We start from the raw sequence: 24409 nt of genomic DNA, 5'->3' as shown, positions 1-24409 counted from the left end.
ACCTGAAATCAAGTGAGCAGGGAAACGATTCTCCGTAAAGTGACCAATTTAGTCAATGGTCACAATATCAGGGAGACAGACTTCTTAGCACCAAGGCCGCAAGGTGGACCGGGGCCGTCGAGACGATGTCGAGGTTATATTGCAGTTGTACAGGGTTGATGTAAGGGCGCATCACCAGGTGGATTGCCTGAACAGCTTCATCCAGAGGTGTCTTGCGCTCAAACTCCCCGGACTCTCTGCCTTCGAGGACAATTTGCTGAATAAGCCGGTGAAGGCGTTCGTCATGCTCTGCAGCAGAAGGCCACCGATCCCGACCTGCCACGGCCGCTATGTCGTAGAGCTTGCGGTCGTGAAAAAACAGGTCACTGCCAGCCTCTGCAAGCGCGCGAAACAGGCGGCGCAGCTTCTCGGAAGCCGTTGGCGCATCGCTGATTGCCTCATTCACGATGCTCATGATCATCGCAAGCCGATTCGAGCAGATCACCTCTCCGATGGCTTGCTTGGAGTCGAAAAACTTGTAGATGTAGGCTTTGGAGAAACCAATGGCCTTGGCAAGATCGGAGACCGTGGTCTTCTCATACCCGTAATGTCCGAAATGCAGGGTTGCCGCTTCCACGACCTGATCGCGAACGCTGTGATCCGATGGGCCACGCGATGGCGGCGTCTTGATTTGATTAGTCATATTTCCAGCTTAACTCTGTGAACTCTCATTGACAACAAGTGACCAAATTGTAATATCGTCACAAGGCAGATCAACTCAAGGATTTTCAATGCGCCCGCTTTGTAGCTATGTATTGGTGGTAAGCACTGGCCTGCTGTCGGGCTGCATCTCAGGTCCGGATTACCACCGCCCGGATACGCCGCTGCCGGAGCACTATCTGATTCGATCCGGTGACAAGGCAAATATTACCGCGCCGACGACCGCTAATACCGTCTGGTGGGAAGGTTTTAATGATCCGCTCCTCAGTCGCTTCGTCTCAGACGCGCTTGCACAGAATCTCGATCTCGCTCAAGCCAGTGCGCAGCTTGCTCAGGCACGGGCAGGATTAAGTGCTGCTACGGCGGCGCTTCTGCCATCGGGTAACGTCAGTGCCCAGGCCGCCCGTGCCTATCAATCGGTCGAAACGCCACTCGGCCAGGTGCTGAACTCAAGACCTGGCTACGACCGCTACGGTAGTTCGTACGAAGCCGATCTGAATGCGAGCTGGGAAGTGGATGTTTTCGGCGGCTTGCGACGTGGTCGAGAGGCTGCACTGGCTGAATATCAAGCGTCGCAGGCGGGTGTTGCAGCCTCAAGACTCGCCGTAGCGGCTCAAACCGCTGATATCTACATCGCCATTCGTGGTCTGCAAACCAGGCTGGACATTGCAAACCGACAGGTCAAAACCCGACAGGACCTGCTGGAAAAGACTCAACTGCTTTACGACCAGGGGATCTCTGCGGAGTATGAAGTGCGTCAGATCGAAGGGGAGCTTTCACAGGTCCAGGCCACCGTGCCGAGCCTGAAAGCGGGTCTGGATGCCGCGATGAACGCGCTGGATGTGATGCTAGGCGTACCGCCTGGCACTCATCGACACTCGTTGTCTGCACCGGCCAGCATTCCCCAATCACCTCGGCTTGTGTCGACGGGAACGCCCGCTGATCTTCTGCGTCGCAGACCTGATCTCATGGTCGCCGAGCGGCGCCTCGCCGCCTCCAGTGCGCGCATCGGGGTGGCGGTCAGCGAGTATTACCCGAAACTCTCGCTGAGCGCATTGCTTGGGAGCGCCACCGCTGTGTCAAGCGGCAATCTGTTTACCGGGGGTGCCAGCCAGTACGCTGGCCTGTTGGGACTGCGTTGGAGACTTTTTGATTTTGGTCGGGTGAACGCTCAGATCAATCAGGCCAAAGGGCAGGAAGCTCAAGCCCTCGCGGTCTATCGCCAGTCAGTCTTGCGTGCCACGGAGGACGTTGAAAATGCCGTTTCTTCAATGATCAATGACGAAAACCGGATCACAGCGCTGAGCAAGGGGGAAGCGGCCCTTGCGGCAGCGCGACAATCTTCATTCGCAGGCTACCGGCAAGGTGCCGTCAGCTTGATTGAAGTCCTGCGCGCCGATGAGAAAATGCTGCAGATATCCGACGCCAATGCGCAGGCGAAAACCGAGTCAGCGCAAGCGGCGGTTGCGGTGTTCAAAGCACTCGGTGGCGGGTGGCAAGCGCCGCCCGACCACGTTGCCGAAGAAAAGATGCACCCTGCTGACGAGTACATCCCCTTCAGATCAAGCTGACTCAGCGATAACGCTCAAGCCAGTGGGCGTATGGCGCAGGCAGTGTCCAGGCAGACTTTTCGACGCCCAGCTCTTTCGCCGCGAAGTATGCCCAGTGCGGATCGGCCAAGTGGGCACGACCGATCGAGACCAGATCGAGCTGCCCTGACTTAACCGCCTCTTCAGCCAGTTTCGGCTCGCCGAAACCCCAGGCGCTGGTCACTGGAATATCCGCTTCACGGCGTACTCGCTCGGCAATCGGCCCCATGAACGCCGGCCCCCACGGAATGTTGGCGTCCGGAGTGCTGAAACCGACGCTGACACTCAACAAGTCCAGACCACCGGCCTTGAAGCGACGCGCCAGCTCTATCGATTCGGTGAGGGTCTGTTCGTCACGACCGTCGTACTCAAGAACGCCGAAGCGTGCAGTCAATGGCAGGTTCTCCGGCCAGACTTCGCGAACCGCTGCCAGCGTTTCGAGCAGGAAGCGGCTGCGGTTATCGAAGCTGCCGCCGTACTCATCGGTACGCTGATTGGAGTGCTCGGAGAAAAAGCTTTGCCCCAGATAGCCGTGGGCAAAATGCAATTCGATCCATTCAAAGCCGGCATCTCGGGCACGACGGGCAGCATCGACGAAGTTCTGACGAACGCGGGCAATGTCTTCCAGCGTCATCGCGCGCGGGACTTTGGGCAGATTGGCGCCGAACGCAATTGCCGAGGGCGCGATGGTGTCCCAGCCGCGCGAATCGGAAGCAACGATATGGTCATCGCCTTCCCACGGACGATTGGCACTGGCCTTGCGCCCGGCATGAGCAATCTGGATGCCCGGCACACAGCCTGCCGCCTTGATGGCTTTGACGACGGGCACAAATGCCTGCGCCTGCTCGTCGTTCCAGATACCGGTGCAACCGGGGGTAATCCGCCCTTCCGGTGCAACTGCAGTGGCTTCAACCACCAGTAAACCAGCGCCACCACGTGCCATGCTGGCGAGGTGAACGTGGTGCCAATCATTGACAACCCCGTCGATTGCCGAGTATTGGCACATCGGAGGAATGGCGATTCGGTTGCGCAGCGTGACGTCTTTCAGTTTGAAGGGTTCGAACAATGCAGACATTGGAAAGCTCCCGTAAGCCAGATGGCTTTGATTTCAATTGTTCGATGGTAATCGAACTATGGCAATAAACGGAAGCCTTGATATCATTCGCACCATGCGAACCTTCCAACACCCCGATCCTGAAGACCTCACACTCGAACGCGTGCTCTACGCCCTGAGTGATCCTGTACGCATGGGAATCGTGCGCTATCTGGCAGGCGTCGCCGAAGCCACCTGCGGCGAACTCGACGGCGGCCGTCCAAAATCCAGCATGTCCCATCACTTTCGGGTATTGCGCGATGCCGGGCTTGTGCAGACGCGGAATATCGGTACCACGCACATGAACTCGCTACGCGCTCAAATGCTGGAGAACAGGTTTCCAGGATTGTTGGGGAGTATTCTGGCGCAACGGTAAAGCTGTCAGACACCCGTTTCGTGCCCGCCTGCGCTCGGCTTGCCAAACCTGCAAAGCAAAATGCCCGGTATCAGCCTATCGACTGATACCGGGCATTTTCAGCGCGGTGGCCCTGCTGTCGATCTGTTTTCAGAGCACTAAAGCTGAAATTTACCGACTTCCAGTTGCAGGCTGGTGGCCAGGTTCTTCAGGCCGCCGCTGGTCTTGAGCAATTCCTGAACCGACATGTTGTTTTGTTCGGCCATTTGCGCAGAACGCTCGACGTTACGCGCTACGTCCTGGCTGGCTGCGGTTTGCTCGCGTAAAGCGAAGGATATCTGGTCGACGACCTGCAGAACCTTGCCGGAACTGTCGCGAATCTCGACGATAGCCTGACCGGCCGTGCCAGCCATCTCCACACCCTGATTAACTTCCAGAACGCCGCTGCGCATGCTCTCGACTGTCTCGCGCACGCCTGCCTGAATTTTCTCGATCATTCCGGCAATTTCCTTGGTGGATTTACCCGTGTTTTGCGCCAGCAGGCGCACTTCATCGGCAACCACTGCGAAGCCGCGACCCTGCTCACCGGCACGCGCAGCTTCGATGGCGGCGTTGAGTGCCAGCAGGTTGGTCTGGTCGGCAATACCTTGAATCACGCTGATGATCGATGAAATGTGCTCCGAGTGCTGACCCAGGCCTGCAACCTGAGTAGACGAAAGCTGTACGGTCCTGGCAATGCCATTCATGCTGGACAGCGTATTTTCGATGACTTGCGCGCCATCCTTGGACTGCTGGCCCGAGCGGCTGGCGAGTTGATGCGCCTCATCGGCATTTTCGGATACGTGGTGGATGCTGACGGTCAGCTCCTCAATGGTGGCGGCCATCATCGATGCAGACGTTGACTGTTCCTGGATTGCACCGGAAAGCTGCTCGGAGGCACCGGAAATCTGTTGCACGGCAACGACCAATTGATTGGCTGCCTGGCTGATCTGCTGAATCATCTCGCGCAGGCGGTTCTGCATACGATCAAAGGCTTTAGGCAACTCGTCATGGCTGCTGGTATCAATGACGGTGTCCAGCTTGCCATTGGCAATAGCGGTTGCGGCGTCGATAGCCAACTGCAGACGCGCTGTAGTGCTGCGCCCCAATGCCGTGGCCAGGATGGCAGCAAGCACAGCGGCTGCAAGGCCGCCGCACATCAGAATCATGATAGCGAGATGCTTGGCATCCACCATGTTCTGGGTTCTTGCTACCAGAAGCTTGTTCTCGGTGGCGCTGATTTCCGCCAGAATGGCACGCATGCTGTCCATCTTGGCCTTGTCGGCACCGGAGGTAATACGACTGTCCAACTCGTCATCGGCTATGTTGCGTGCGGTCAGGTCACGACGCAGGGCAATGATCGGATGGACATCTTCATCGAGCCAGCGCTTTTGAATTTCACCCAGCGAGGCCAGGCGGCGCTGCTGTTCCGGGTTATCGGCGGTCAGGCGCTTGAGCGAATCGAGCTCTTCGTTAAAGCGTTTTTCGCCCGCTACCAGGGGCTCAAGGAAAGCATCTTTCGAAGCAATGACAAAGCCGCGCATACCCGTTTCGATGTTGATCAGTTGCTCGAGGGCCAACTGTGCATCGCTAAGGACCTGATAGGTGTGAACGTTGCTGTTGGTAGCGTCTTCAACCTGCTCGAAGCCTCTGTAGGCACTGGCTACCAGCACGGCGATTAGCACGACTATAGCGACGAAACTGAAGTACAGCTTTTGCGAGATGCTGAGTTTGCTGAACATGATAGCGATCCTGAGCCTTGCCTTTCCATGGCGTGCTATGGGCGTTTTTTGGTCGCAAGAATAGTGTTGGAACCATCTCATGCGAGTGATGTCACTTAGACATCCCTAGTGTCGTCCATCTGGATCCTAACTTGAGGAACTCCTTTTAAGCTAACAGCCTAAAAACGCCTTTTACAAACTAAGCATCTGATAATTAACAATAATTTATTTTTAATTAGTATCGACATTTAAAACGCTTAGTTCCGCAAAAGACATTATTTTGACGAGATAAAGTGTCAAGTTTCAGTTGTTAAAGCCCAGGCAGATTTGGTGCACCGGGCTTGGCCCATGCCTGGATCACCCTGCGATTGCGATAAAACAGATTCAGCAGGTGGAAAGGCGTCAAGCCAATCAACGGACGGTACGCTGCAGGGACTTCTGCCATTCCCGATACTGACCCTCCAGCTTCAGCCCGGAAACCGGATCGAAGCGCTCACGCTTTCTTTCCAGGCCTTGGAGGCTGGCATCGTCGCGCCAGATGCCAAGGGCTTTACCGGCGAGGTGCGCAGCGCCCAGTGCCGAAACTTCCGGCGACAAGCTGCGGATTACCGGGCGTTGCAACAGGTCCGCGAGAAACTGCATGAGCCAGCGATTGCGGGTCGCCCCGCCATCCACCCAGAGCTCCTTGAGCGGAGTACCGGTATCAGCCTGCATGGCATCGAACACATCGCGGATCTGATAGGCGATGGATTCCAGTGCGGCCCGCATGATGTGTACGCCGCCAGCACCTTCAGTAAGGCCGCAAATCAGTCCGCGGGCGTCAGCCTGCCAGTGGGGTGCTCCCAGTCCGGACAACGCTGGCACAAAGTAAACACCACCATTGTCGTCCAGTTGTGCGGCCTGTTCGCTCAGTGCATCGATGGACTCCCCGGGCATCAGTCGCGATGCCCATTGCACCGCCGCGCCGGTGTGAACGATGTTGCCTTCCATGGCGTAGGTCGCTCTCTTCCCGTCGTGCCAGGCCAATGTCGTCGACAGTCCGTGGCCAGAGACCACAGGCCCGGGCATGGGCGTCATCAGCGAAGAGCCCGTCCCTAGCGTGGCCTTGACCAGGCCCGGAGCAAAACCGCCCTGCCCGTACAGCGCAGCGTGCGAGTCACCGATCATCGACAGAATCGGAATCCCGGCAGCAAGGCTGCCGTTGGCGACGGTATGTGCAAAAAAGCCGGCACTGGGTTGAATGGTTGCCAATGCGGCGACAGGAATCGCAAACAGCTCAAGCAACTCTGGGTCCCAATCGCCAGTGTGCAGATTGAACAACTGAGTGCGTGCCGCGTTGGAGTAATCGGTGGCAAATACCCGGCCGCCGCTGAGGTTCCAGAGCAGCCAGCTGTCGATGGTCCCAAGGCAGATTTTGCCGGCGGCTGCGCGTGCATGACCATTGTCCAGATGATCAAGGATCCAGCGCAGCTTGCCGGCAGAAAACATCGGGTCCAGCGCAAGGCCGGTCTTGCCTAGAATCATCGCCTCATGACCTTGCGCATGCAGTTCATTGCACAAGGGCAGCGAACGTCGACACTGCCAACTGATGCAGGGCGACAGCGGTGCGCCGCTAGCCCGATCCCAAGCGACCACTGACTCGCGTTGATTACTGATGGCCAGCGCGCTCAGCGGGCGATCCAGACCGTTCATGCAGTCTGCGATGGCTGCGAGGGTGCTCTCCCAGATCATCAACGGGTCCTGCTCCGAATAACTAGGCTGCGAATGACTGAGACACAAAGGTCGCGAACCCCGGGCGATCACCTGACCCAGTTCGTTGACCAGCACAGCCTTGGCATTGCTGGTGCCTTCATCAAGGGCCAGAATCAGCGGGGAGCATTCATTCATGGTCTGGTTACTCGATATACGGGCGCGCATCAGCGCAAACGTGCATAGGCGGCGACAATCCCGGCAGCATCAATGCCATGCAGCGCGCGAGTCGGTTCGCGGGCGCCCGCCGCTGCATACTCACCGTCGCCGATACCCAGGCGAATCAGCGCAACACCCGCCCCGCCCTCGGCAAGCAGCTCGGCCACAAGGCTGCCAAGTCCGCCATTGACGTTGTGCTCTTCGACGGTAATCACGCCACGGCTGCCGCTCAGGGCGTCGAACAGCGCATCACGCTGTAATGGACGAATCGAAGAGAGATTGATGACCTGCGCGTCGACACCCTGCTCCGCCAGCAGCGCCGCAGCGTCCACCGCTTCATGCACCACCGAGCCCAACGCGACGATACTGACGTCCGAACCGTGACGCAGAATATCCACCTGACCGGGTACGAAGCGATAACTCCGATCGTGCAGCTCAGGCAGTGGTTTGCCGTCGAGACGTATATAGACCGGCCCCTGATAACGCAAGGCATAGTCGATGATCTGACGGCACTCAAGCGGGTCGGACGGCGCAAAAATCTGTACGTTGCCAAAGCCGCGCATCACCGAAATGTCATCCAGGCAATGATGGGTGCTGGCCAGAGGCCCATAGCTGGTCCCCGCGTTAAGACCGAACATTTTGACATTGGCGTGGTTGTAACAGACATCGACCTTGACCTGCTCGTTAGCTCTGGAAATCAGGAACGGCGCAGCGTTGCAGGTCGCCGCGATTTTGCCGCCCAGCGCCAGACCGGCAGCTACGCTGACCAACGATTGCTCTGCAATTCCGACATTGATCACGCGCTCGGGGAAGCGCTGCACGAAGGGACCGATCTTCGCAGTCGACGTGGAATCGCTGACCACCGGCACCAGGTCCAGCCCGGCATCAACAGCGGCAATGAATGCTTCCACCATCACACTGGCAAAATGCTCACTCGACATGATTCAACTCCTCCAGTGCTGCGCTGACTTCTTCACCTTTGGGCACCCTGTGGTGCCATTCGGGTTTCCCTTCGATAAATGACACGCCTTTGCCTTTTACGGTATGGGCGATCAGTACCTGGGGAGCCCCCTTGCGGGCCTGCATCTGCTCCAGCGCGGGCACCAACTGGGCAACATCGTTGCCATCACATTCACTGACCGTGAAACCAAACGCCTTCCATTTCACATCCAGTGGGTCAAGCGGCATGATCTCTGCCGTCAGGCCTGCCAGTTGCAGCTTGTTCTTGTCGACAATGACAAAGAGATTATCCAGACCGTACTTGGCGGCCGCCATCGCCGCCTCCCAGTTCGACCCTTCCGCCAGTTCGCCATCGCCGGTCAGTACGTAGATACGCCGTTTACTCCCGGACATCTTCGCCGCCAGCGCAAGACCGACCGCGACCGGCAGTCCGTGTCCGAGTGCGCCGGTGTTGAGCTCGATACCTGGCGTCTTCTGGCGCACCGGGTGCCCCGGCAAGCGCGAATTGAAGTGCTGATAGTCAGGCAGCCACGCCTCGGGGATGTAACCCGCCTGGGCCAGGCAGCAATACAGCCCGCCCACGCCGTGGCCTTTGCTCTGGATATAGATATCGCGCTCCGGGTCCTCGATGCGCTGCGGACCGATGTCGAGAATACGAAAGTACAACGTGGCAAGAATATCGGTTTCCGAAAGGTCGGCCCCGGTATGCCCGCCCGCTGGCGACCCGGCATTCAGAAGGATGACATTGCGCCTGATCAGGCGTGCCTGTTCTTTGATTTGTTGGGCGTCGTACTGGAAGGCATTCATGCAACGGCTCCTGGGGGGCTCACCACGCGTGATATCAAAGGCCTTGAAACAGTGCCTGAAAACACGGAATGAATATATATTCACACTTGAAAATATATTTATATTTAGACGCTGTTCGTTCTTCAGGTCAAGCGAGCGCTGCGTCGAAATCGAAAAAAGAACGTGGAGATGCCCGATTGCCAGCCCGATGGTTCTCAATGCGAGGCTCTGCTCAGAGGCTTTCAGGGCATTTACGGAGGCAAGAGCGATGACTGAAGAAAATTAAACCGCTTGACTTTAGCGAGCCGGAGATGGAATCTGAATTAAAAGTCAGGCATGCATATATATTCATGCAGCCGAAAAAACTCCAACAACAATAAATCCGGAGAACACTATGGACGCCAAAGCCCCTGCTCATCAGGCCGTCGTAAAACCTTCGGGGCGTGCATGGCTGCTCAGGCTGCTGCCGAACAACATCGGTGGTCCTTTGATTGGTCTGGCGCTGCTGGTAGTGGTCTTCTCCTTCAGTTCCGAATTCTTTTTCACCCTGCGCAATGGTCTGAATATCCTTGATCAAGTCACCGTACTGGGCATCCTCGCGATCGGCATGACCGCCGTGATCGTGATCGGCGGCATTGACCTGTCAGTGGGCTCGGTGCTGGCGTTTTCGATGATGATGCTCGGCTGGTTGTATCAGGACCAGGGCCTGGCGCTGGGTGTGGCGATTCCGGTGGCGATTGCGACCGGCATGCTCGCGGGACTGGTGTCCGGCCTGCTGATTACCTACGCCAGACTGCCCGCCTTCATCGCCACGCTGACCATGATGTCGGTCGCGCGAGGCCTGGCAAACATTCTTACCGAAGGCCGGCAGATCGTCGGTTATCCGGAGTGGTTCACTCACCTGGCCACGGTGCGTCATTTCGGCTTTCTGTCTGCCACAGTCGGGCTATTTCTGGTCATGCTGGTGGTGGCCTGGGTGTTCCTGCGCTTTCGTGCAGGCGGTCGTAACCTGTACGCCATTGGCGGCAGCCCCGAAGTTGCGAGGCTTTCGGGGATCAAAGTGCGGGCCATTACGTTATGGGTATACGCCATCAGTGGGGCACTTGCCGGTATCGCCGCGGTGGCCATGGCTGCCCGCCTCGATTCTTCACAACCCAGCGCAGGTCTGACTCTGGAGCTGGATGCGATTGCTGCAGTCGTCATCGGCGGTGCCAGTTTGAGCGGCGGCGTCGGCAGCGTCGGCGGCACACTGGTCGGCGTGCTGATCATTGGTGTGCTGCGCAACGGCCTCAACCTGCTGGGCGTTTCCCCCTTCATTCAACAGGTGGTGATCGGCGTGGTGATCGCCCTTGCCGTGACCATCGATACCTTGCGTCGCCGTTCCAGTAGCGCTCATTAATTGACAGTAGTGCTCATTAAGCTGTGCCGTTTTGCGCTTGACCGCTGTTGACACCCCCAACAATAAAATCAGGAGTCACCGCCATGTTCATGACCAAAAAACTGCTGCTCGCTACCGCTCTGGCTGCCGCGACCCTCACTACCGCAGGTTCGACCTGGGCCAAGGAACTCACCATCGGCCTGGCCGTGGCCAATCTGCAGGCTGACTTTTTCAACCAGATCAAACAGTCGGTAGAAGCGGAAGGAAAAGCCCGTGGGGTGAAGATCATTACCGTTGATGCACAGGGCAACTCCTCCACCCAGGTCAGCCAGATCGAAGACCTGATCACCCGCCAGATAGATGCGCTGATCTACATTCCTGCGGGTGCCACTGCCGCCGGGGTACCGGTCAAGGCAGCCAAGGCTGCGGGGATTCCTGTCATCGCCGTCGATCGCAATGCACCCGATGCACCCGGCGACACCTTTATCGCCAGCGACAGCGTCGCCGGTGCACGCACCCTTGCTGAATACGTGGGCAAGGTGACTGGCGGCAAGGGCCGCATCGCGATCCTTCAGGGCCAGCTGGGTACCACCCCGGAGAACGACCGTGCCAAGGGCTTCCAGGAAGGCTTGAAGGGTTTTCCCGACCTCAAGGTGGTTGCCGAACAACCTGCAGAGTGGGCGCAGGACAAAGGCTTTGCGGTCGCCCAGGACCTGTTGCAGCGCGACCCGAACATCACGGTATTTTTTGGCCGCGCCGATGCCATGGCGCTGGGTGCCGCGCAGGCGGTAAAAGTCGCCAACCTGGCGCAGCCCGTGGTGGTGGTCGGTTTCGATGGCGACGTCGCGGGCCTCAAAGCCGTGGCCAGCGGTGTGCTGCAAGCGACCATGACCCAGCAGACCCAGAAAATGGGCCGCATGGCAGTCGCCTCTGCGCTGGACCTCAAGGCTGGCAAGCCCGTGCCCAAGGAGCAGTTGCTGGAAACCGTACTGACCACCAAGGATAACGTTGCACCCTTCCTGCAACAGCACCCTTGAGTCTGGGAGTTCGCCATGCAAGCTGCTCTGGATAACCACGCTCTCCACGGTACCGAGACCGCACCGGCGGCGGTGCTGTGCCTACGCAACATCGGCAAGTCCTACGGACCTGTGCAGGTGCTGTCGCAGATCAACGTCGATGTGCGACCGGGCGAAGTGCTCGCCCTGCTCGGCGAGAACGGCGCAGGCAAATCCACCCTGTCGTCGATCATCGCCGGCCTGGTGCAGCCCGAAGAAGGCGGTTCCATGACCTGGCTCAATCAGGACTACACCCCGGAATCGCCGGGGGCAGCTCTGAGTGCCGGTATCGGGCTGATCCATCAGGAGATTCGCCTGCTGGCGCAATTGTCGATTGCCGAGAACATCTTTGTCGGTCGCCTGCCAATGCGTCATGGCAAGGTAGACCGTGACTACATGGAAGCGCAGGCACAGAAGCAACTACAGCGCCTGGGCCTGAATGTGCCGGCATCGCGCAAGGTCGAGGGGCTGAGCGTTGCTGCACAGCAACTGGTCGAAATCGCCAAGGCGCTGACTCTGAATGCCAGACTGCTGATCCTTGACGAGCCGACTGCGGCCCTCGGCAGCGAGGAAACCGAGCTGTTGTTTCAGCAGGTAGAACGCCTCAAAGCCCAGGGCGTATCGTTCATTTACATCAGCCATCGCCTGGAAGAAATCGCACGCATCGCCGACCGTATTCTGGTCCTGCGCGATGGCCGACAAATTGCTCTGCACGCCACCGCCCAGGTACCGGTGCGCGAACTGGTCGAACAAATGGTCGGGCGTAGCCTGGAGCGTATCTTCCCCGCCCTGCAGGCACCGCAGGAGCGGGTAATGCTGCAGGTCAAGGACCTCGCCTGTCGGGAGTTCGCTCTGCACGGCATCGACTTCAGCGTACACGCAGGCGAAGTGTTCGGCATCGCCGGAGTAGTCGGCGCCGGCCGTACCGAACTGATCCGGGTGATCTCCGGGGCAGCCCGGGATATTCAGGGCCACATGCAGCTGGACGGCGAAACCGTTCATCTGCGTTCCCCCTCGCAGGCCATCCAGGCTGGCGTGGTGCTGGTGCCTGAAGACCGCAAGCAACAAGGCGTGGTGGTTGAACACCGGATCGAAGACAACCTGGTCTATGGCAACACCGACCTGCTGCACAGCGGCAGTTGGATACTGCCCAACGGGCTTCACGAATTTGCCCGCAATGCCATCTCCCGGCTGGGGGTAAAAGGCGCGCCAGAACAACGCATCGACAGCCTGTCAGGCGGCAACCAGCAAAAAGTCATCATTGCCAAATGGCTGGCACGTAACCCTAAAGTGTTCATTCTCGACGAACCGACGCGAGGCATCGACGTCGGCGCGCGCGCAGCTATTTACGAAGTGATCGCGGAGTTGGCAGCAACCGGCATGGCAGTGATTGTGGTCAGTTCCGACCTCGACGAAGTCCTTGGCCTGTCGCATAGGGTCATGGTCATGAGCCGTGGCAGACAGATGGGCATTCTCGAACGCGGCGCAGCGACCCCGGTCACGGTCATGGAAATGGCCACTGCCTGAAAACAGGCACCCAACCAGACGTTTATGACGTGGAGCGAAACATGCAACTTTTTCGTCTTGATGGCCAAGTGGCCTTTGTGACTGGCGCGGGCAGCGGCATCGGCCAGGCCATTGCCGTAGGCCTGGCTGAGGCCGGTGCAGATGTAGCCTGCTTCGACCTGCCGGGCAGCCCCGGCATCGGCAGCACCGTGGAGCGCATCCTCGCGCTGGGCCGCCGCGCTATCACCCTGAGCGGTACGGTGACAGACCGTGCAGCGCTGGATACAGCCGTAGCCCGAAGCGAAACCGAACTGGGCGCGCTGAGTGTGGCAGTCAACTGCGCAGGTATCGCCAACGCCCAGGCCGCCGAAGACCTGGAGCTGCAACGCTGGCAAACGATGCTGGACATCAATCTCACCGGTATCTTTCTCAGTTGCCAGGCCCAGGCCGCAGTCATGCTGCCTCGCGGCAAAGGGTCCATCGTCAATATCGCGTCGATGTCCGGCAGCATTGTCAACCGCGGACTGCTGCAAGCGCACTACAACACCTCCAAGGCCGGGGTCATCCACCTCAGCAAGAGCCTGGCAATGGAGTGGGCCGACAAGGGGCTGCGGGTCAACTGCATCAGTCCCGGCTACACCGCTACGCCCATGAACTCGCGCCCGGAAGTGGCCGAGCAAGTAAAAATCTTTGAACAGACCACGCCGATGGGTCGCATGGCCAGCGTAGAAGAAATGGTTGGGCCGGCAGTTTTTCTGGCCAGCCAGGCGTCGTCCTTCTGCACCGGTATCGACCTGCTGGTGGACGGTGGATTTGTCTGTTGGTAAGCCCGCCCATGCCTGTTACAGGAGCCTGAACATGTACCAACGATTCAGTGGAAAAACCGTGGTCATTACCGGTGCCTGCCGAGGCATCGGCGCAGGCATCGCCGAACGTTTCGCTCAGGAAGGCGCCAATCTGGTGCTGGCCTCAAACGACCTGGAGCGAGTGACCTTTACCTCCGGCCAACTGGCCAGCGAGTACTCGGTCCAGAGCATTGCCGTAGGGCTCGACGTCACCGACGAGGCCGACATACAACGCCTGTACAGAACCGCCCACGAGCGCTTTGGCAGCATCAACGTATCGGTGCAAAACGCCGGCATTATCACCATCGATCACTGTGAACGCATGCCTCGCGCCGACTTCGACAAGGTCCTGCAAGTCAACACAACAGGTGTCTGGCTCGGCTGCCGGGAGGCCGCACGGTATATGGTCAAACAGGGCAGCGGGCGGCTGATCAACACCTCTTCAGGCCAGGGACGCCAGGGCTTCATCTACACTCCACATTATGCCGCCAGCAAAATGGGCGTGATCGGGATCACTCAGAGCCTGGCCCTGGAGCTCGCACGGCACAACATCACCGTCAACGCTTTCTGTCCCGGCATTATCGAAAGCGAAATGTGGGACTACAACGACCGGGTCTGGGGAGAAATCCTTGGCACCGAAGAGAAACGCTATGCCAAGGGCGAACTGATGGCCGAATGGGTCCGTAACATCCCCATGCGCCGCGCCGGAAAGCCCTCGGACGTAGCCGGGCTGGTCGCGTTCCTTGCCTCGGACGACGCCGCCTACCTGACCGGTCAGGCGATCAACATCGACGGTGGACTGATCATGTCCTGACCGCCAGAGCAGGCACGACCCGCTGCCAGTTTGGTATCCTCGCCGCCACTTTGGATATCGCTATCATTTTTTTGGGGCCTGCATGAGCCAGATCGAAGAACAACGGCTGATGAGCAAAATCGCCAGCCTCTACTATGAAGAAGGACTCAAGCAGTCCGAGATTTCCACACGACTCGATTTGTCCCAATCATTCATCAGCCGCGCCTTGCGCCGCGCCTTGCAGGAAGGCGTGGTAAAGATCACCGTGATGCGCCCGCAGGGGCTGCATCTGGAGCTGGAAAGCCGGCTGCAGCAGAAATACGGCATACGCCAGGTGATCGTCGTCGAGGCCACCGAGCCGGACAGCGAAGAAAGCATCAAGCAGGCCATCGGCTCGGCAGCCGCCCACTATCTGGAAACCAGCCTCGGCCCTCAGGACCACATCGGCATCTCCTCCTGGAGCAGCACCATTCGCGCCATGGTCGGCCACATGCACGCCCAACCGGGCAAACAAGGTGCCCGGGAAGTGGTGCAACTGCTGGGCGGCGTCGGCAATAAAGGGGCATTTGAAGCGACCCTGCTGACCCAGCGCCTCGCCACCCTGCTCAACTGCCCCGCTTTCCTCCTGCCGTCGCAAAGCATCGAGCAATCGGTGGAAAGCAAACAGCGCATCGTCGAGATGGAAGAAGTAAAGGAAGTCCTCAACCGCTTCGACAGTATCACTCTGGCAATCGTCGGTATCGGTGAACTTGAGCCTTCACAACTACTGCGCAATAGCGGCAACTATTACACCGAAGACATGCTGCGCGTCCTCGCCGAACGTGGCGCGGTGGGTGATATCTGCTTGCGGTACTTCGATGCGCAGGGGACGCCGGTACTGGAAGAGGATGAAGAGTTTGTGGTGTCGATGGCGCTGCCCAGATTGCGTTCGATTAACCGGGTGCTGGGGCTGGCCGGAGGAGCCAGAAAAGTACAGGCGATCAAAGGGGCTTTGTTGGGTGGGTACCTGGATGTGTTGATTACCGATGTGGAGACTGCGCGAGGGCTGGGGGGCGGGGAATAATTCAGTTTCATTCTGCGGAGTAAAGCATGCAGGCCGCTACGGCAGCGTAGATGGAGTCGGCCAACGCCAGGGAGTCATACCAATTCAGGTGAACAGCCGATTGACGCCCGGCATCAAGCCGCGACAGGTCGCGGCTTGATGTGCGTTTTGCGACCCGACGTTAAAACTTCCAGCTGACAGACGCTGTGAAGTTACGCGGCTCGCCATAGTTGCTCTGGCCATACCGCACAGCTTGCAGGTACTTCTGGTTGGTAAGGTTGTCGAGGTTGAGCTGGGTGCTCCAGTGTGGGTCGATATCGTAATGCGCCATCAGCCCCACCAATGCGTAACCACTCTGATTCGCAGCCGGCGTATCGTCGTTCCGGATCTCGCTTTGCCATTTGACCGTGCCGCCAACCTTGACCTTCGGTGCCATCGGCAGTTTGTAGCTCATGGAGGAGGTCAAGGCATGCCGCGGGATGAATTTGCGTCCACGGTCGTTATCCGCATCCGTGATGTACACATAGGTGTAACCACCGCTGATTTGCAGGCCCGGAGCCAGCTCACCAGAGGCTTCCAGTTCTACACCGTTGCTTTTGTAGGACATGCCCTCATACAAGTAACCACCCAGGCTGGCATCATAGCCGGAGTAAGTGGCGACGTTGTCCTGCCTGGTATGGAACACCGCAGCCGAGACGTCCAGCGTATTGTCCAGGAGATGGCCTTTAATCCCGGCCTCGTAGCTCTTGCCTTCCAGCGGGTCGAGCACCTTGCCCTGAGAGTCCAGGTAGTACTGCGGATTGAAGATCTCGGTGTAGCTGGCATACAGCGAATATTCCGGCGTCAGGTCGTAGACCAGGCCAGCATAGGGCGTAACCTTGCCGTGGACACGCACATCCCGGCCTGACCCGTAGTTTTCTCCATCGCTGTCGGCACTGAGCATGCGCGCCCCGGTGATCAAATGCAGATCGTCGGTGAGGCTGAAGCGCGCCCCGGCATACACACTCTTCTGCCGGTCGGTATAGTTGGAGGTATCGGCAGCGTTGGCAATGTCGTAAGTAGTGGGCTTGGCAATGGAGCCATTGAGTGCATCCAGCAACGCTACCGATGTGTAGTAAGACGACGTTCCGTATAGCGAGGACTCATTGTTGCGCGAGCGGGCCACGTTGGCCCCCACCGTCAACTGATGTTCACGTCCCCCCAGGGAAAAAGGCCCACTGAAAGACAGATCACCGTCCAGTTCACGGTTCTTGTCCTTGTACTTGGAAGCCAGGCCGGTATAGCCCGTAGAAGAAGTGCTGTCAGCGTAGATGTAGAACATCTCGGTATCTTCCCTATGCTCCATGGCGGTGAGGGTCAGGCGCGACTTCCAGTCGTTGGCAAAGCTGTGCTCCCACTCCGCAAAAGCACGAGTGGTGTGAACATCCCAATACACCCAAGGCTGGGCGATGTTGGCGCTTTTGCTGCTGTAATGCAGCGACTTGCCACTGGCGTCGGTGAGCGGTAACGCACCCCAACTGGCACCGTTGGAATTGCTTTTCTGGTCTTCGTAACCAACAGTCAAGGTATCGCTGTCGGTCAGGTCGAATGCCAGCATGCCGCTGAAAATGTTCTTTTCCCGGGAGTAACGATCCAGGTAGGAGTTACCCACCTCGTTGGCATAGATCAACCTCCCACGAACATTGCCCGTTTCGGTCAACGGGCCCGACAAGTCGATATCGACCCGACGCTTGTCCCAGGAACCGGCGCTTAGATCTATCTTGGCCTGAGTCTCGTAAGTCGGACGCTTGCGCACGAAGTTGACCGTTGCCGAGGGGTTGCCGCTGCCTGTCATCAGGCCATTGGCCCCGTGCAGGATATCCACCTGCTCGTAGGTAGCCATGTCGACATCGCCCACCAGCAGCCCGCCGGTCATCTGCATTCCCACGCCGTCATACTGAAAATTGGTGATATCGAAGCCCCGGGCCGTGAAGTAAGTGCGGTCGGTTTCTACTTTCTGGACGTTCACACCCGGCGTGCTGTCGAGCACATCGCGGACACTGTCGAGTTTGAAATCGTCCATTTGCTCGCGCTTTATACTGGTCACGCCCTGCGGGGTTTCCCGGGCTGTGAGGTTCAACCGTGTGGTGCTACGGTCGGGCTTGGCCTGATAGCCCGGCGGCGCGCTTTCCTGATCTTCGGCCGAAGTGCTGATGGTAGTGGACGGCAGATTCAGAGTGCTGTCATCCGCAAAAGCACTGTTAAGAATACCCAAAGCGATCAACGTGAGGGCTGAGTTGGGCAAGGAGGACGTTATGCGCATGAGTCGCTGAGGCTCCAAAAATTAAAATGCAAATGATGCTCATTTACAATTTTTACATTCAGAGATAACGAAAATCAATTTCATTCAGGTATCAACTGTGTAGTGAGCAGGATGACGACGGCCTGGCTACAGAACACAATCGACCTCGCACTGCCCACTGCCCACTGCCCACTGCACAGCGGCTCACGGATACTCTGGAAGCGCTTCAGACTGTAATCATTCGATGCCGGACAACGTGACTTCGCCCTATCTTGTTCACAGCCGCCCCGAGCACCTAAAGCAAAAACAGGCGCAGACCAAGAACCACTGGACGAAGATCGAAGAGCGTTATTTGACACGCGCATTCAAGGCTGCGCGCCAGGGTGCTAAGCGGGTTGGAGTGATGAGGAAATGCCAAACGTCCACGAGGAGCAGGCGCTGTCACCGCACCTGTACAAGAAGGCCGAAAAGTACGGACAAAAGATCGCTGAGCATGCGAGAAGGGATATGAAGAAAAAATACCAGAAAGACCACGTTGCAGTTGTATGGCCAGAGTCAATTCAGGACCTTGATATAAGCCCTTTTTGAATTGGTTTCGCGGGCTTTGCGCAAGCCGGAAATTAAAAAGGGGATCAGCACCGTAAGTGACTGATCCCCTTTACAAAATATGGTCGGGACGGAGTGATTCGAACACTCGACCCCTAGCACCCCATGCAAGCGGATGGGGCTACAGCCCAGATAATACAAGGTCTCCAGCGTGGCGCTCGCTGCAACGATGCCTCACTGTGATTTACCGTACAGAGCGAAGTCACTTTGAAAGTCACTGAGCTATTTTCCCTCCCCCGGCGTCCTGCCGACGAACAAACCAATCTCCTCAGCTTCAGCAAGTTCCACCTCTGCCCAAATCTTGGCGCAGTCCAGCAGCTCGAGCATTTCGCCGAACTCCTCGCTGCACACCTGGCCTTCAGTCAGCGCCGCCCTTGCCAGATCGATCAGCCTCTGCCGGTGCTGCTCCGGCTCAGCCAGGAACGACCCGCGATCATCAATGCGCCGATTCCAATCGGCCAGTGGATCAAGCCCGGTCATCAACGATCCCCCTGCACCACCATGACTGCCAGTAGAAGGCGTCACCGACCTGCTCAATACCGGTCAGGTTCATTCCGTTGGTTGCCATGCTGGTGATCGTGACATCGATGAGCGGCGGTATCACATCCAGCAGATGAGGCGATGACTTGTACAGGAAGGCGCTGATCGCGATACGGCCCAGCGCCTCGATCTTGTACTCGGCAATATGGATATCACCACGGACCGGCTCAATTCGGTGAAGCTCCTTTCGGTCGATGGCGATGCCCAGGTGTCGCCTCCTGAGGATGAGATAGTGCATTTTCTACTACCGATTAACTGTATATACAGCCAGTAGAATCGATACAGGGTTTGCCGGGCAATACTGTATGAGCAGGTTTTCGACAGGTGGCGGCAGCCTAAACCTTGCGGGTGCTGAGCTGCCGGGCCTTGCCTAACCGTTCTACATAATCCACATCAGAATATTCCAGAAAATATTCCAGACCTGCCAACTTGCGATTTTGCGCAAGTTGACAAATCGACGGATCAGCCATGAAGTCTGGTTGACAAAACTCCGATTTCGCAATAACGGAGAAAACTTCACGTAATTCCAGATTGCGGGATTCGCTCCAAGCACGCTGGGTGTTGGCACTTAAACCTTCCTGATACCGAACTGGGCGACCTTGATTGTGGAGTTCTGCGCCACGCCTGCGGCCAGGTACAGACCCATGCGCGAGGTGATCACGGTCTCTGTCAGATCGACAGTGCCGCGCTGGGTTTCCAGCTGCCCGACGAAGCTGGCGGGTAGCGTGAATGGTTCCTGGTACTTGTCCATCGACCGGTAGTAAATGGTGGTGGACGCGCCGCTGACGGGCTTGGTGAATGTCAGTTCAGCCTCCCAACCCAGGATGCCGCGAGATGAACCAGCAATCTCCACGGCCGACACCATCTCGATGACGTCGCCGGCTGCCAGATTGCCCATTGTGACGTTGGCGATCGGCTGCACGTACACATAGCCACCCGCCGCCGCAAGGGTCCCTCCCAGTTCAATGCACTGCGCCTCGCCATAGGCGGCCTGCTCCTTGTACCACCGCGTGGTGATGCCAGTCAGACCAGAGCCCACTGCCTTGTAGCTGTCCGCCAGCACAGACCCAGCCACAGCGTTCACGCCAGCCGGGAGAGTGCCGCCAGTGCCCGCCATCAGCGGGTTGGCGTTGAGGCAGCCGTAGGGCCGGATGGCCGAGTAGATATCGCCAGCGTCCGTGGGCAGAGGGATGCCGGGGAATTCGAAGTTGGCATTGATGATCGGCACCACGCGCGAACTGATGAAGTCGGCGCCAATGATATTGGGGTGCAGCCCCTCCACCGTCATGGCCTCGGTGAAGCCATCCCAGATATTCACCACCGGAACGAACTGGCTCACGTAGCTGATCACCCAGTCTTTGTAGGCGATCGCATCAGCCAGCGCCTGACCGGTCAGCGCCTTGCTACCGAAGCGCGGTGTGCCGGTGCCGACGATCAGGTACTTGCCCGGCGTGTTGAGGAACGCGGTGACGATCTTCATCACGTTCGCTTTCGTGTCGGCCAGGCTCATACCTGCCGTGGTGCTGTCGTTGGTGCGTGACAGCAGCATCCAAAGGTCAGCCGTGGATGAAGCGATACAGGCTGGTAGCCTGGCCAGGAATTGCCCGGTGTGGTCGCCGACCTTGCCCTGGTTGTCGAGGTAGCTCGGGAAAAGACCGGTGCGCGCTGCGATCATTGCCGCGTAGCCGTAAGCCTCGGTTCCATACACGGTCGCGCCGATGGTGTGACAGTTGCCAGAGAAGCTATCGCCCAGCAGGCCAAGGCCACGGCGTATCGGCTGGCGGCGCGGAGCCTGATTGATCAAAAGGCTCATCGCGTCACCTCAAAGTAAGCGCCTGCGGTCGGGGTGATGCGGGTGTACGAGCTGCCCAGCTCCAGCAGATAACCGCCGTCCTTGGCCAGCGTATCGGTCACCACCCAGCTATCGCCGGCCTTTTTCTCGACCGTCACCGTGCCGCCGTTCGCTTTGACGATCAGCATCGTCCGCCCCATGTCTCTTTGAATCAGCTGCGTCGTGGCCATTTTGTTGTTCCGTTACTCAGAGGTAATCAGGGAGTTGTAAGAGCGCTCGCACGCCAGCCCGGCTATTCGGGACTTGTCATAAGCTTTTGCCAGCTCTCCCGCTCGCGCGTCAGCCCGGCCGAGCAGTTCGGAGAGCACCATGGCGGCGCGGGTGGCTGCCTTGCCTCGTTCGGCAGCTCCGGTATCGCCGGGCACACAACTTGCCGTGGCTGCCAGCTTTCCTGCTTCGACACGCAGCCGGTCGCCAGCAGCGTCAGCGACAGCAGCATCAGTAAGCGCAGCGGTCTGTTCTTGTCTTGCATCATTTGCCACCTGGTTGGCCGCTTTCTGGCGGCGTTGCTCTTCAGTTCGGTACTCGGTGGTCGTGGTGGCCACCTCTTCTGATTGGGCGCGGACTTCCTCGGCCCACTTCGCCTTCCAGGCCAGATCGGTGACGGTCACGCCGTGCCGGTATGCCCCGTACAACGCACCGGCCAGCGCCAGCAGGATCAGCAGCAGGCCGACCGCCCTCCACGGCAGGGCCTTCACGCCAACACCCCAAGCGCCCGGGCGTACAGCGCCTGCCGATCGGCGAGACCATTCGTGCCACCGTTGATTCTGCGAGTGATTTGGAGAAGGTCGCCCTTGTCTGCCAGCGTGTTGAGTTTTGCCCTGTCCCAGAACCATGCAGCCGACATGGCTGCGTGATCTGGCAGCTCAAGCAATTCAGGATGGTTGATCAGGTCCAGGCCCAGCGCTTCGCCGCACGCCTCGTAGTTGGCCCGGCCCGTAACCTGAATCAGGCCACGGCCACGGTATTTGGAGCCATCGCCCGGCACAGTGTTGCCCAGGTCCTTGCGACCCTCGTACCCCAGCTGCTGCGGAGTCGGGCCCCAAATCTCTCGGACATAGCGCAGTTGGCCGGACTCATGACCAACCTGAGCGATGAACGCCGCGATGCGCAGCGATGTCACGATCTGGTACTTGCTCATTGCTGTGTTGAGGACGGGTGCAAAAACGCCGGCTTTCTGGCCGGCGTTAGGAAGGATCTTCAGTAGTTGATGCGTGGTGATCGGCATTTCTATGTCTCCAGGCAAAAAGATTCCGATTGGTAAAATCTTGGAAGGAAGCTCGCAAAGCTTCTAGCTGAATTTGTTGGTGCTTTTAAAATAATCAAACTTTATATTAAACATGGCCTATCCTATAGCTGGCCTGAAAACGCATTTTTTACTAAGGAGAAACAAATGAAGCCTATAGATGGACAGAAGGTGAAGCACTCGCACGAGCAGATAGGTGACGAAGTTCATGCCATATTTGAGTACAAGGGGAAAAGATGTAGAATTGCACCAATTGACCACCCTTCGGCAAGAGCAACCGCTGCATTTCAAGCTATATGGAATGATGTCAATTTCATACATGCATCACTGAGTGTCGCATATACCATAAAAGAGAAGCTAGAGAACGAGAAAGAACTAAATACTTTCGATCTATCTAGCGAGGCGCATCTAATAATAAGCAATATATACACATCATCAATAGTAACTTACGCCAAGCTTTTTGATAACACAAGTTCAAAACGTGACACCACTCAGGAAAAAGGCAGAAACGCAAAACTGGAGAGATCCAATCTTATTAAGCTACTAAATGAAGATCAAGTGAAATTGCATGATAAAATTATCACGCTAAGGCACGCTTGGGCCGCTCATGGGGGAGCAAGCAACAACGAATCAATTAATGCCGTGATGGTTTTCGATCCTCACCACCAAGAACTACCGGCTCCTTTATATTTAGCCTCATATAAAGCCATACCATCAACGGACGAGCTTCAAGCATTTCGAGATATTTGCCAGCCACTTTTAAAGCTCTCAGAAGCTCAAAGAGGAAAAAGCGAACTTAAATTCATTAAATCCCCATTCACAGTGGATTTCCTAAACTCTTTATTTGAAGCTTCTCGAGAGTCTTTAAAAGTTCACTCTCTTAGTGAACTCTAAAGCCATACCTAAATATTAGCTACTCCCTACAGACATTAGCTGCGCCTGAATCTCTCTTAATTCTGCGCGCAGCTCTTTGACTGCGCCCATCAGATCGGTAATCAACGCCATCGGCTCAAGCTGCTGAATGATCGGATTGCCATCGGCATCAGCGCCGTCCTTCTCCCCGCTAACAGCCAATGGGTTTACCGCCTGCGCTTCATGAGCAATCAGACCTTGGTAGGTTGTGCCGTCCCCTCGGAAAACCGCGCCGAAAATGCGCTTTTGGAAATTCACGATGCGATAAGCGTCGATGCGATCAAGGAACGATGGCACCGCCACATCTTTGATCAGCTTCTTGATGCGATAATCCGAGGTGAACAGCGAAAGAGAACCCACGTAGCTGGCGTCGACATAAAGGTCCATCGCCGAGCCAGTCCAGTTCATGTTGAACCGGTTACTGCCGCGAGCGCCGTTCAGCCCCAACTTGCACCAGTAGGCGCGGGCTCCCCAGTCACCACTGACACCCATTGATGAGGCGCTGTCGATTTGCATGCGGACCGAATAATCAGCTGTACTGTTCGCGTAGTGCCAGTCGATGTAGGGTGCGGCGGCCGACAGCTCAATGCCCGCGAATTGGGGTGTTTGCGCTACGCCAAGCCCGAGAGCATTTTGCGCTCCTGCCTGGCTATTGGCCCCGGTGCCGCCTTGCGCAATCGTCAGCGCTGTCGTCAGGCCATTGATCTGATTGGTGGACACCACTGTCGTGGATACCTGGTTTACGGTCAAAAGCCCGGAGTAGGAGTAGGTCATGACTGGGCCAGCTGCCGTGTTATCCGAATTCACGGACCACCATGCATGCCCGCCGAGGCCTCCGCCGCGGTTGCAGATGTAATTCGCACCGCCATCCCCGTTTCCGTTCCACCCCATATAGAGGCCTTGAACATTGTAAGCGACGGGAGCGCCGCGAAAACCGATACTCTTAATCAGCAGGTCGTTAGAGCCGCCCTTGAGGCCGATACTGGTAAGTGCGCCCGCCACATCTGACGCCCCTGTCCCGCCCTTTGCCAGAGGCAAGATGTCATAGTTGCCAGTGGTGCCCAGAGCAGCAAGCTTGTCACCATACTGGAGCACCAGCGCCCGCAGCCGGTCGGCGGATTCCTTGACGTAGCCCTGTAGCGGAGCGAGCGCATAACCGCCAGCGCCATTGGTTGCGCCCTGGTAGTTCGGCGAGATAGACAT

Annotated in this window: 23 protein-coding genes; 9 read left to right on the top strand and 14 right to left on the bottom strand. The window is 57.7% G+C overall.

Annotated elements, in window-relative coordinates; translation table 11 throughout:
* Window positions 1–67 precede the first annotated feature (67 nt).
* Window positions 68–682, bottom strand: coding sequence for a TetR/AcrR family transcriptional regulator (locus tag ALO80_RS11745; RefSeq protein ID WP_055009128.1), 615 nt, complete (start codon window positions 680–682; stop codon window positions 68–70).
* An 88-nt stretch (window positions 683–770) separates the two neighbouring features.
* On the opposite strand from ALO80_RS11745, the gene ALO80_RS11740 reads away from it, so the two are divergent.
* Window positions 771–2270 carry an efflux transporter outer membrane subunit gene (locus tag ALO80_RS11740; protein ID WP_055009127.1) on the top strand — a complete coding sequence of 500 codons (1500 nt, stop codon included), beginning with the start codon at window positions 771–773 and terminating at the stop codon, window positions 2268–2270.
* A gap of 1 nt (window position 2271) precedes the next feature.
* Here the strand turns inward: ALO80_RS11740 and ALO80_RS11735 are convergent, their stop codons facing one another.
* Window positions 2272–3363 carry an NADH:flavin oxidoreductase/NADH oxidase gene (locus tag ALO80_RS11735; RefSeq protein ID WP_055005735.1) on the bottom strand — a complete coding sequence of 364 codons (1092 nt, stop codon included), beginning with the start codon at window positions 3361–3363 and terminating at the stop codon, window positions 2272–2274.
* A gap of 58 nt (window positions 3364–3421) precedes the next feature.
* Here ALO80_RS11735 and ALO80_RS11730 point away from each other — a divergent pair, with 58 nt between their 5' ends.
* Complete coding sequence (locus tag ALO80_RS11730) at window positions 3422–3757, top strand: ArsR/SmtB family transcription factor (RefSeq protein ID WP_054984566.1); 336 nt, start codon at window positions 3422–3424, stop codon at window positions 3755–3757.
* A 137-nt stretch (window positions 3758–3894) separates the two neighbouring features.
* Here ALO80_RS11730 and ALO80_RS11725 read toward each other — a convergent pair whose 3' ends face one another.
* The 4 genes from ALO80_RS11725 to ALO80_RS11710 form a co-directional block, all read right to left on the bottom strand.
* A complete protein-coding gene (locus ALO80_RS11725) occupies window positions 3895–5517 on the bottom strand; it encodes a methyl-accepting chemotaxis protein (protein WP_055009126.1) in 1623 nt (540 codons plus the stop codon).
* A 390-nt stretch (window positions 5518–5907) separates the two neighbouring features.
* Window positions 5908–7383 carry an FGGY family carbohydrate kinase gene (locus ALO80_RS11720; protein WP_055009125.1) on the bottom strand — a complete coding sequence of 492 codons (1476 nt, stop codon included), beginning with the start codon at window positions 7381–7383 and terminating at the stop codon, window positions 5908–5910.
* A gap of 29 nt (window positions 7384–7412) precedes the next feature.
* Window positions 7413–8345 (bottom strand): transketolase family protein, encoded by a 933-nt coding sequence (locus ALO80_RS11715; RefSeq protein ID WP_054984568.1) that lies wholly within the window; start codon window positions 8343–8345, stop codon window positions 7413–7415.
* Window positions 8335–9171, bottom strand: a complete 837-nt coding sequence (locus tag ALO80_RS11710; protein WP_055009124.1) for a transketolase — start codon at window positions 9169–9171, stop codon at window positions 8335–8337. Before ALO80_RS11710 ends, ALO80_RS11715 begins: the two co-directional genes overlap by 11 nt.
* A 373-nt stretch (window positions 9172–9544) precedes the next feature.
* Here ALO80_RS11710 and ALO80_RS11700 point away from each other — a divergent pair, with 373 nt between their 5' ends.
* From ALO80_RS11700 to ALO80_RS11675, 6 genes are all read left to right on the top strand, one after another.
* Window positions 9545–10549: an ABC transporter permease gene (locus ALO80_RS11700; protein WP_055009122.1), complete on the top strand. Its 1005-nt coding sequence runs from the start codon at window positions 9545–9547 to the stop codon at window positions 10547–10549.
* A gap of 83 nt (window positions 10550–10632) precedes the next feature.
* Entirely contained in the window at window positions 10633–11565 is a 933-nt protein-coding gene (locus ALO80_RS11695) for a sugar ABC transporter substrate-binding protein (RefSeq protein WP_055009121.1), read from the top strand.
* Between the two features lie 15 nt (window positions 11566–11580).
* Window positions 11581–13110: a sugar ABC transporter ATP-binding protein gene (locus ALO80_RS11690; RefSeq protein WP_055009120.1), complete on the top strand. Its 1530-nt coding sequence runs from the start codon at window positions 11581–11583 to the stop codon at window positions 13108–13110.
* Between the two features lie 41 nt (window positions 13111–13151).
* A complete protein-coding gene (locus ALO80_RS11685) occupies window positions 13152–13916 on the top strand; it encodes an SDR family oxidoreductase (RefSeq protein ID WP_055005739.1) in 765 nt (254 codons plus the stop codon).
* A gap of 31 nt (window positions 13917–13947) precedes the next feature.
* Window positions 13948–14748 (top strand): SDR family oxidoreductase, encoded by an 801-nt coding sequence (locus ALO80_RS11680; RefSeq protein WP_055009119.1) that lies wholly within the window; start codon window positions 13948–13950, stop codon window positions 14746–14748.
* An 82-nt stretch (window positions 14749–14830) separates the two neighbouring features.
* Window positions 14831–15790 carry a sugar-binding transcriptional regulator gene (locus ALO80_RS11675; protein ID WP_054985109.1) on the top strand — a complete coding sequence of 320 codons (960 nt, stop codon included), beginning with the start codon at window positions 14831–14833 and terminating at the stop codon, window positions 15788–15790.
* A gap of 160 nt (window positions 15791–15950) precedes the next feature.
* Here ALO80_RS11675 and ALO80_RS11670 read toward each other — a convergent pair whose 3' ends face one another.
* The 7 genes from ALO80_RS11670 to ALO80_RS11640 all read right to left on the bottom strand — a co-directional run bounded on the left by ALO80_RS11670 (window position 15951) and on the right by ALO80_RS11640 (window position 22276).
* Window positions 15951–18071, bottom strand: a complete 2121-nt coding sequence (locus ALO80_RS11670) for a TonB-dependent siderophore receptor (protein WP_055009118.1) — start codon at window positions 18069–18071, stop codon at window positions 15951–15953.
* An 807-nt stretch (window positions 18072–18878) separates the two neighbouring features.
* A complete protein-coding gene (locus ALO80_RS11665; RefSeq protein ID WP_055009117.1) occupies window positions 18879–19136 on the bottom strand; it encodes a hypothetical protein in 258 nt (85 codons plus the stop codon).
* Entirely contained in the window at window positions 19123–19434 is a 312-nt protein-coding gene (locus ALO80_RS11660; RefSeq protein ID WP_055009116.1) for a hypothetical protein, read from the bottom strand. Before ALO80_RS11660 ends, ALO80_RS11665 begins: the two co-directional genes overlap by 14 nt.
* Before the next feature lie 330 nt (window positions 19435–19764).
* Window positions 19765–21009, bottom strand: coding sequence for an SGNH/GDSL hydrolase family protein (locus tag ALO80_RS11655; protein ID WP_055009115.1), 1245 nt, complete (start codon window positions 21007–21009; stop codon window positions 19765–19767).
* Window positions 21006–21218 (bottom strand): hypothetical protein, encoded by a 213-nt coding sequence (locus tag ALO80_RS11650; RefSeq protein ID WP_011168556.1) that lies wholly within the window; start codon window positions 21216–21218, stop codon window positions 21006–21008. Before ALO80_RS11650 ends, ALO80_RS11655 begins: the two co-directional genes overlap by 4 nt.
* 12 nt (window positions 21219–21230) lie before the next feature.
* Window positions 21231–21746 (bottom strand): DUF2514 domain-containing protein, encoded by a 516-nt coding sequence (locus tag ALO80_RS11645; RefSeq protein WP_055009114.1) that lies wholly within the window; start codon window positions 21744–21746, stop codon window positions 21231–21233.
* Entirely contained in the window at window positions 21743–22276 is a 534-nt protein-coding gene (locus tag ALO80_RS11640; protein WP_055009113.1) for a glycoside hydrolase family 19 protein, read from the bottom strand. Before ALO80_RS11640 ends, ALO80_RS11645 begins: the two co-directional genes overlap by 4 nt.
* Before the next feature lie 165 nt (window positions 22277–22441).
* On the opposite strand from ALO80_RS11640, the gene ALO80_RS11635 reads away from it, so the two are divergent.
* Window positions 22442–23188 (top strand): hypothetical protein, encoded by a 747-nt coding sequence (locus ALO80_RS11635; RefSeq protein ID WP_055009112.1) that lies wholly within the window; start codon window positions 22442–22444, stop codon window positions 23186–23188.
* Between the two features lie 15 nt (window positions 23189–23203).
* Here the strand turns inward: ALO80_RS11635 and ALO80_RS11630 are convergent.
* The coding region (locus tag ALO80_RS11630; protein ID WP_083493244.1) for a tail fiber domain-containing protein at window positions 23204–24409 on the bottom strand (1206 nt) is incomplete at its 5' end.

This window comes from Pseudomonas caricapapayae (genome assembly GCF_001400735.1).
Lineage (GTDB): Bacteria > Pseudomonadota > Gammaproteobacteria > Pseudomonadales > Pseudomonadaceae > Aquipseudomonas > Aquipseudomonas caricapapayae.
Note: the sequence above shows the minus strand (reverse complement) of the source record. Positions and strands in the feature narration are given on the sequence as shown.

What these genes read in the sequence shown, in the direction of transcription:
- ALO80_RS11715 (WP_054984568.1), bottom strand. Translation starts at nt 8,345, where the DNA reads ATGTCGAGTGAGCATTTTGCCAGTGTGATGGTGGAAGCATTCATTGCC.
- ALO80_RS11695 (WP_055009121.1), top strand. Translation starts at nt 10,633, where the DNA reads ATGTTCATGACCAAAAAACTGCTGCTCGCTACCGCTCTGGCTGCCGCG.
- ALO80_RS11680 (WP_055009119.1), top strand. Translation starts at nt 13,948, where the DNA reads ATGTACCAACGATTCAGTGGAAAAACCGTGGTCATTACCGGTGCCTGC.
- ALO80_RS11655 (WP_055009115.1), bottom strand. Translation starts at nt 21,009, where the DNA reads ATGAGCCTTTTGATCAATCAGGCTCCGCGCCGCCAGCCGATACGCCGT.
- ALO80_RS11700 (WP_055009122.1), top strand. Translation starts at nt 9,545, where the DNA reads ATGGACGCCAAAGCCCCTGCTCATCAGGCCGTCGTAAAACCTTCGGGG.
- ALO80_RS11635 (WP_055009112.1), top strand. Translation starts at nt 22,442, where the DNA reads ATGAAGCCTATAGATGGACAGAAGGTGAAGCACTCGCACGAGCAGATA.
- ALO80_RS11745 (WP_055009128.1), bottom strand. Translation starts at nt 682, where the DNA reads ATGACTAATCAAATCAAGACGCCGCCATCGCGTGGCCCATCGGATCAC.
- ALO80_RS11650 (WP_011168556.1), bottom strand. Translation starts at nt 21,218, where the DNA reads ATGGCCACGACGCAGCTGATTCAAAGAGACATGGGGCGGACGATGCTG.
- ALO80_RS11735 (WP_055005735.1), bottom strand. Translation starts at nt 3,363, where the DNA reads ATGTCTGCATTGTTCGAACCCTTCAAACTGAAAGACGTCACGCTGCGC.
- ALO80_RS11690 (WP_055009120.1), top strand. Translation starts at nt 11,581, where the DNA reads ATGCAAGCTGCTCTGGATAACCACGCTCTCCACGGTACCGAGACCGCA.
- ALO80_RS11685 (WP_055005739.1), top strand. Translation starts at nt 13,152, where the DNA reads ATGCAACTTTTTCGTCTTGATGGCCAAGTGGCCTTTGTGACTGGCGCG.
- ALO80_RS11740 (WP_055009127.1), top strand. Translation starts at nt 771, where the DNA reads ATGCGCCCGCTTTGTAGCTATGTATTGGTGGTAAGCACTGGCCTGCTG.
- ALO80_RS11665 (WP_055009117.1), bottom strand. Translation starts at nt 19,136, where the DNA reads ATGACCGGGCTTGATCCACTGGCCGATTGGAATCGGCGCATTGATGAT.
- ALO80_RS11675 (WP_054985109.1), top strand. Translation starts at nt 14,831, where the DNA reads ATGAGCCAGATCGAAGAACAACGGCTGATGAGCAAAATCGCCAGCCTC.
- ALO80_RS11730 (WP_054984566.1), top strand. Translation starts at nt 3,422, where the DNA reads ATGGCAATAAACGGAAGCCTTGATATCATTCGCACCATGCGAACCTTC.
- ALO80_RS11670 (WP_055009118.1), bottom strand. Translation starts at nt 18,071, where the DNA reads ATGCGCATAACGTCCTCCTTGCCCAACTCAGCCCTCACGTTGATCGCT.
- ALO80_RS11660 (WP_055009116.1), bottom strand. Translation starts at nt 19,434, where the DNA reads ATGCACTATCTCATCCTCAGGAGGCGACACCTGGGCATCGCCATCGAC.
- ALO80_RS11710 (WP_055009124.1), bottom strand. Translation starts at nt 9,171, where the DNA reads ATGAATGCCTTCCAGTACGACGCCCAACAAATCAAAGAACAGGCACGC.
- ALO80_RS11725 (WP_055009126.1), bottom strand. Translation starts at nt 5,517, where the DNA reads ATGTTCAGCAAACTCAGCATCTCGCAAAAGCTGTACTTCAGTTTCGTC.
- ALO80_RS11720 (WP_055009125.1), bottom strand. Translation starts at nt 7,383, where the DNA reads ATGAATGAATGCTCCCCGCTGATTCTGGCCCTTGATGAAGGCACCAGC.
- ALO80_RS11640 (WP_055009113.1), bottom strand. Translation starts at nt 22,276, where the DNA reads ATGCCGATCACCACGCATCAACTACTGAAGATCCTTCCTAACGCCGGC.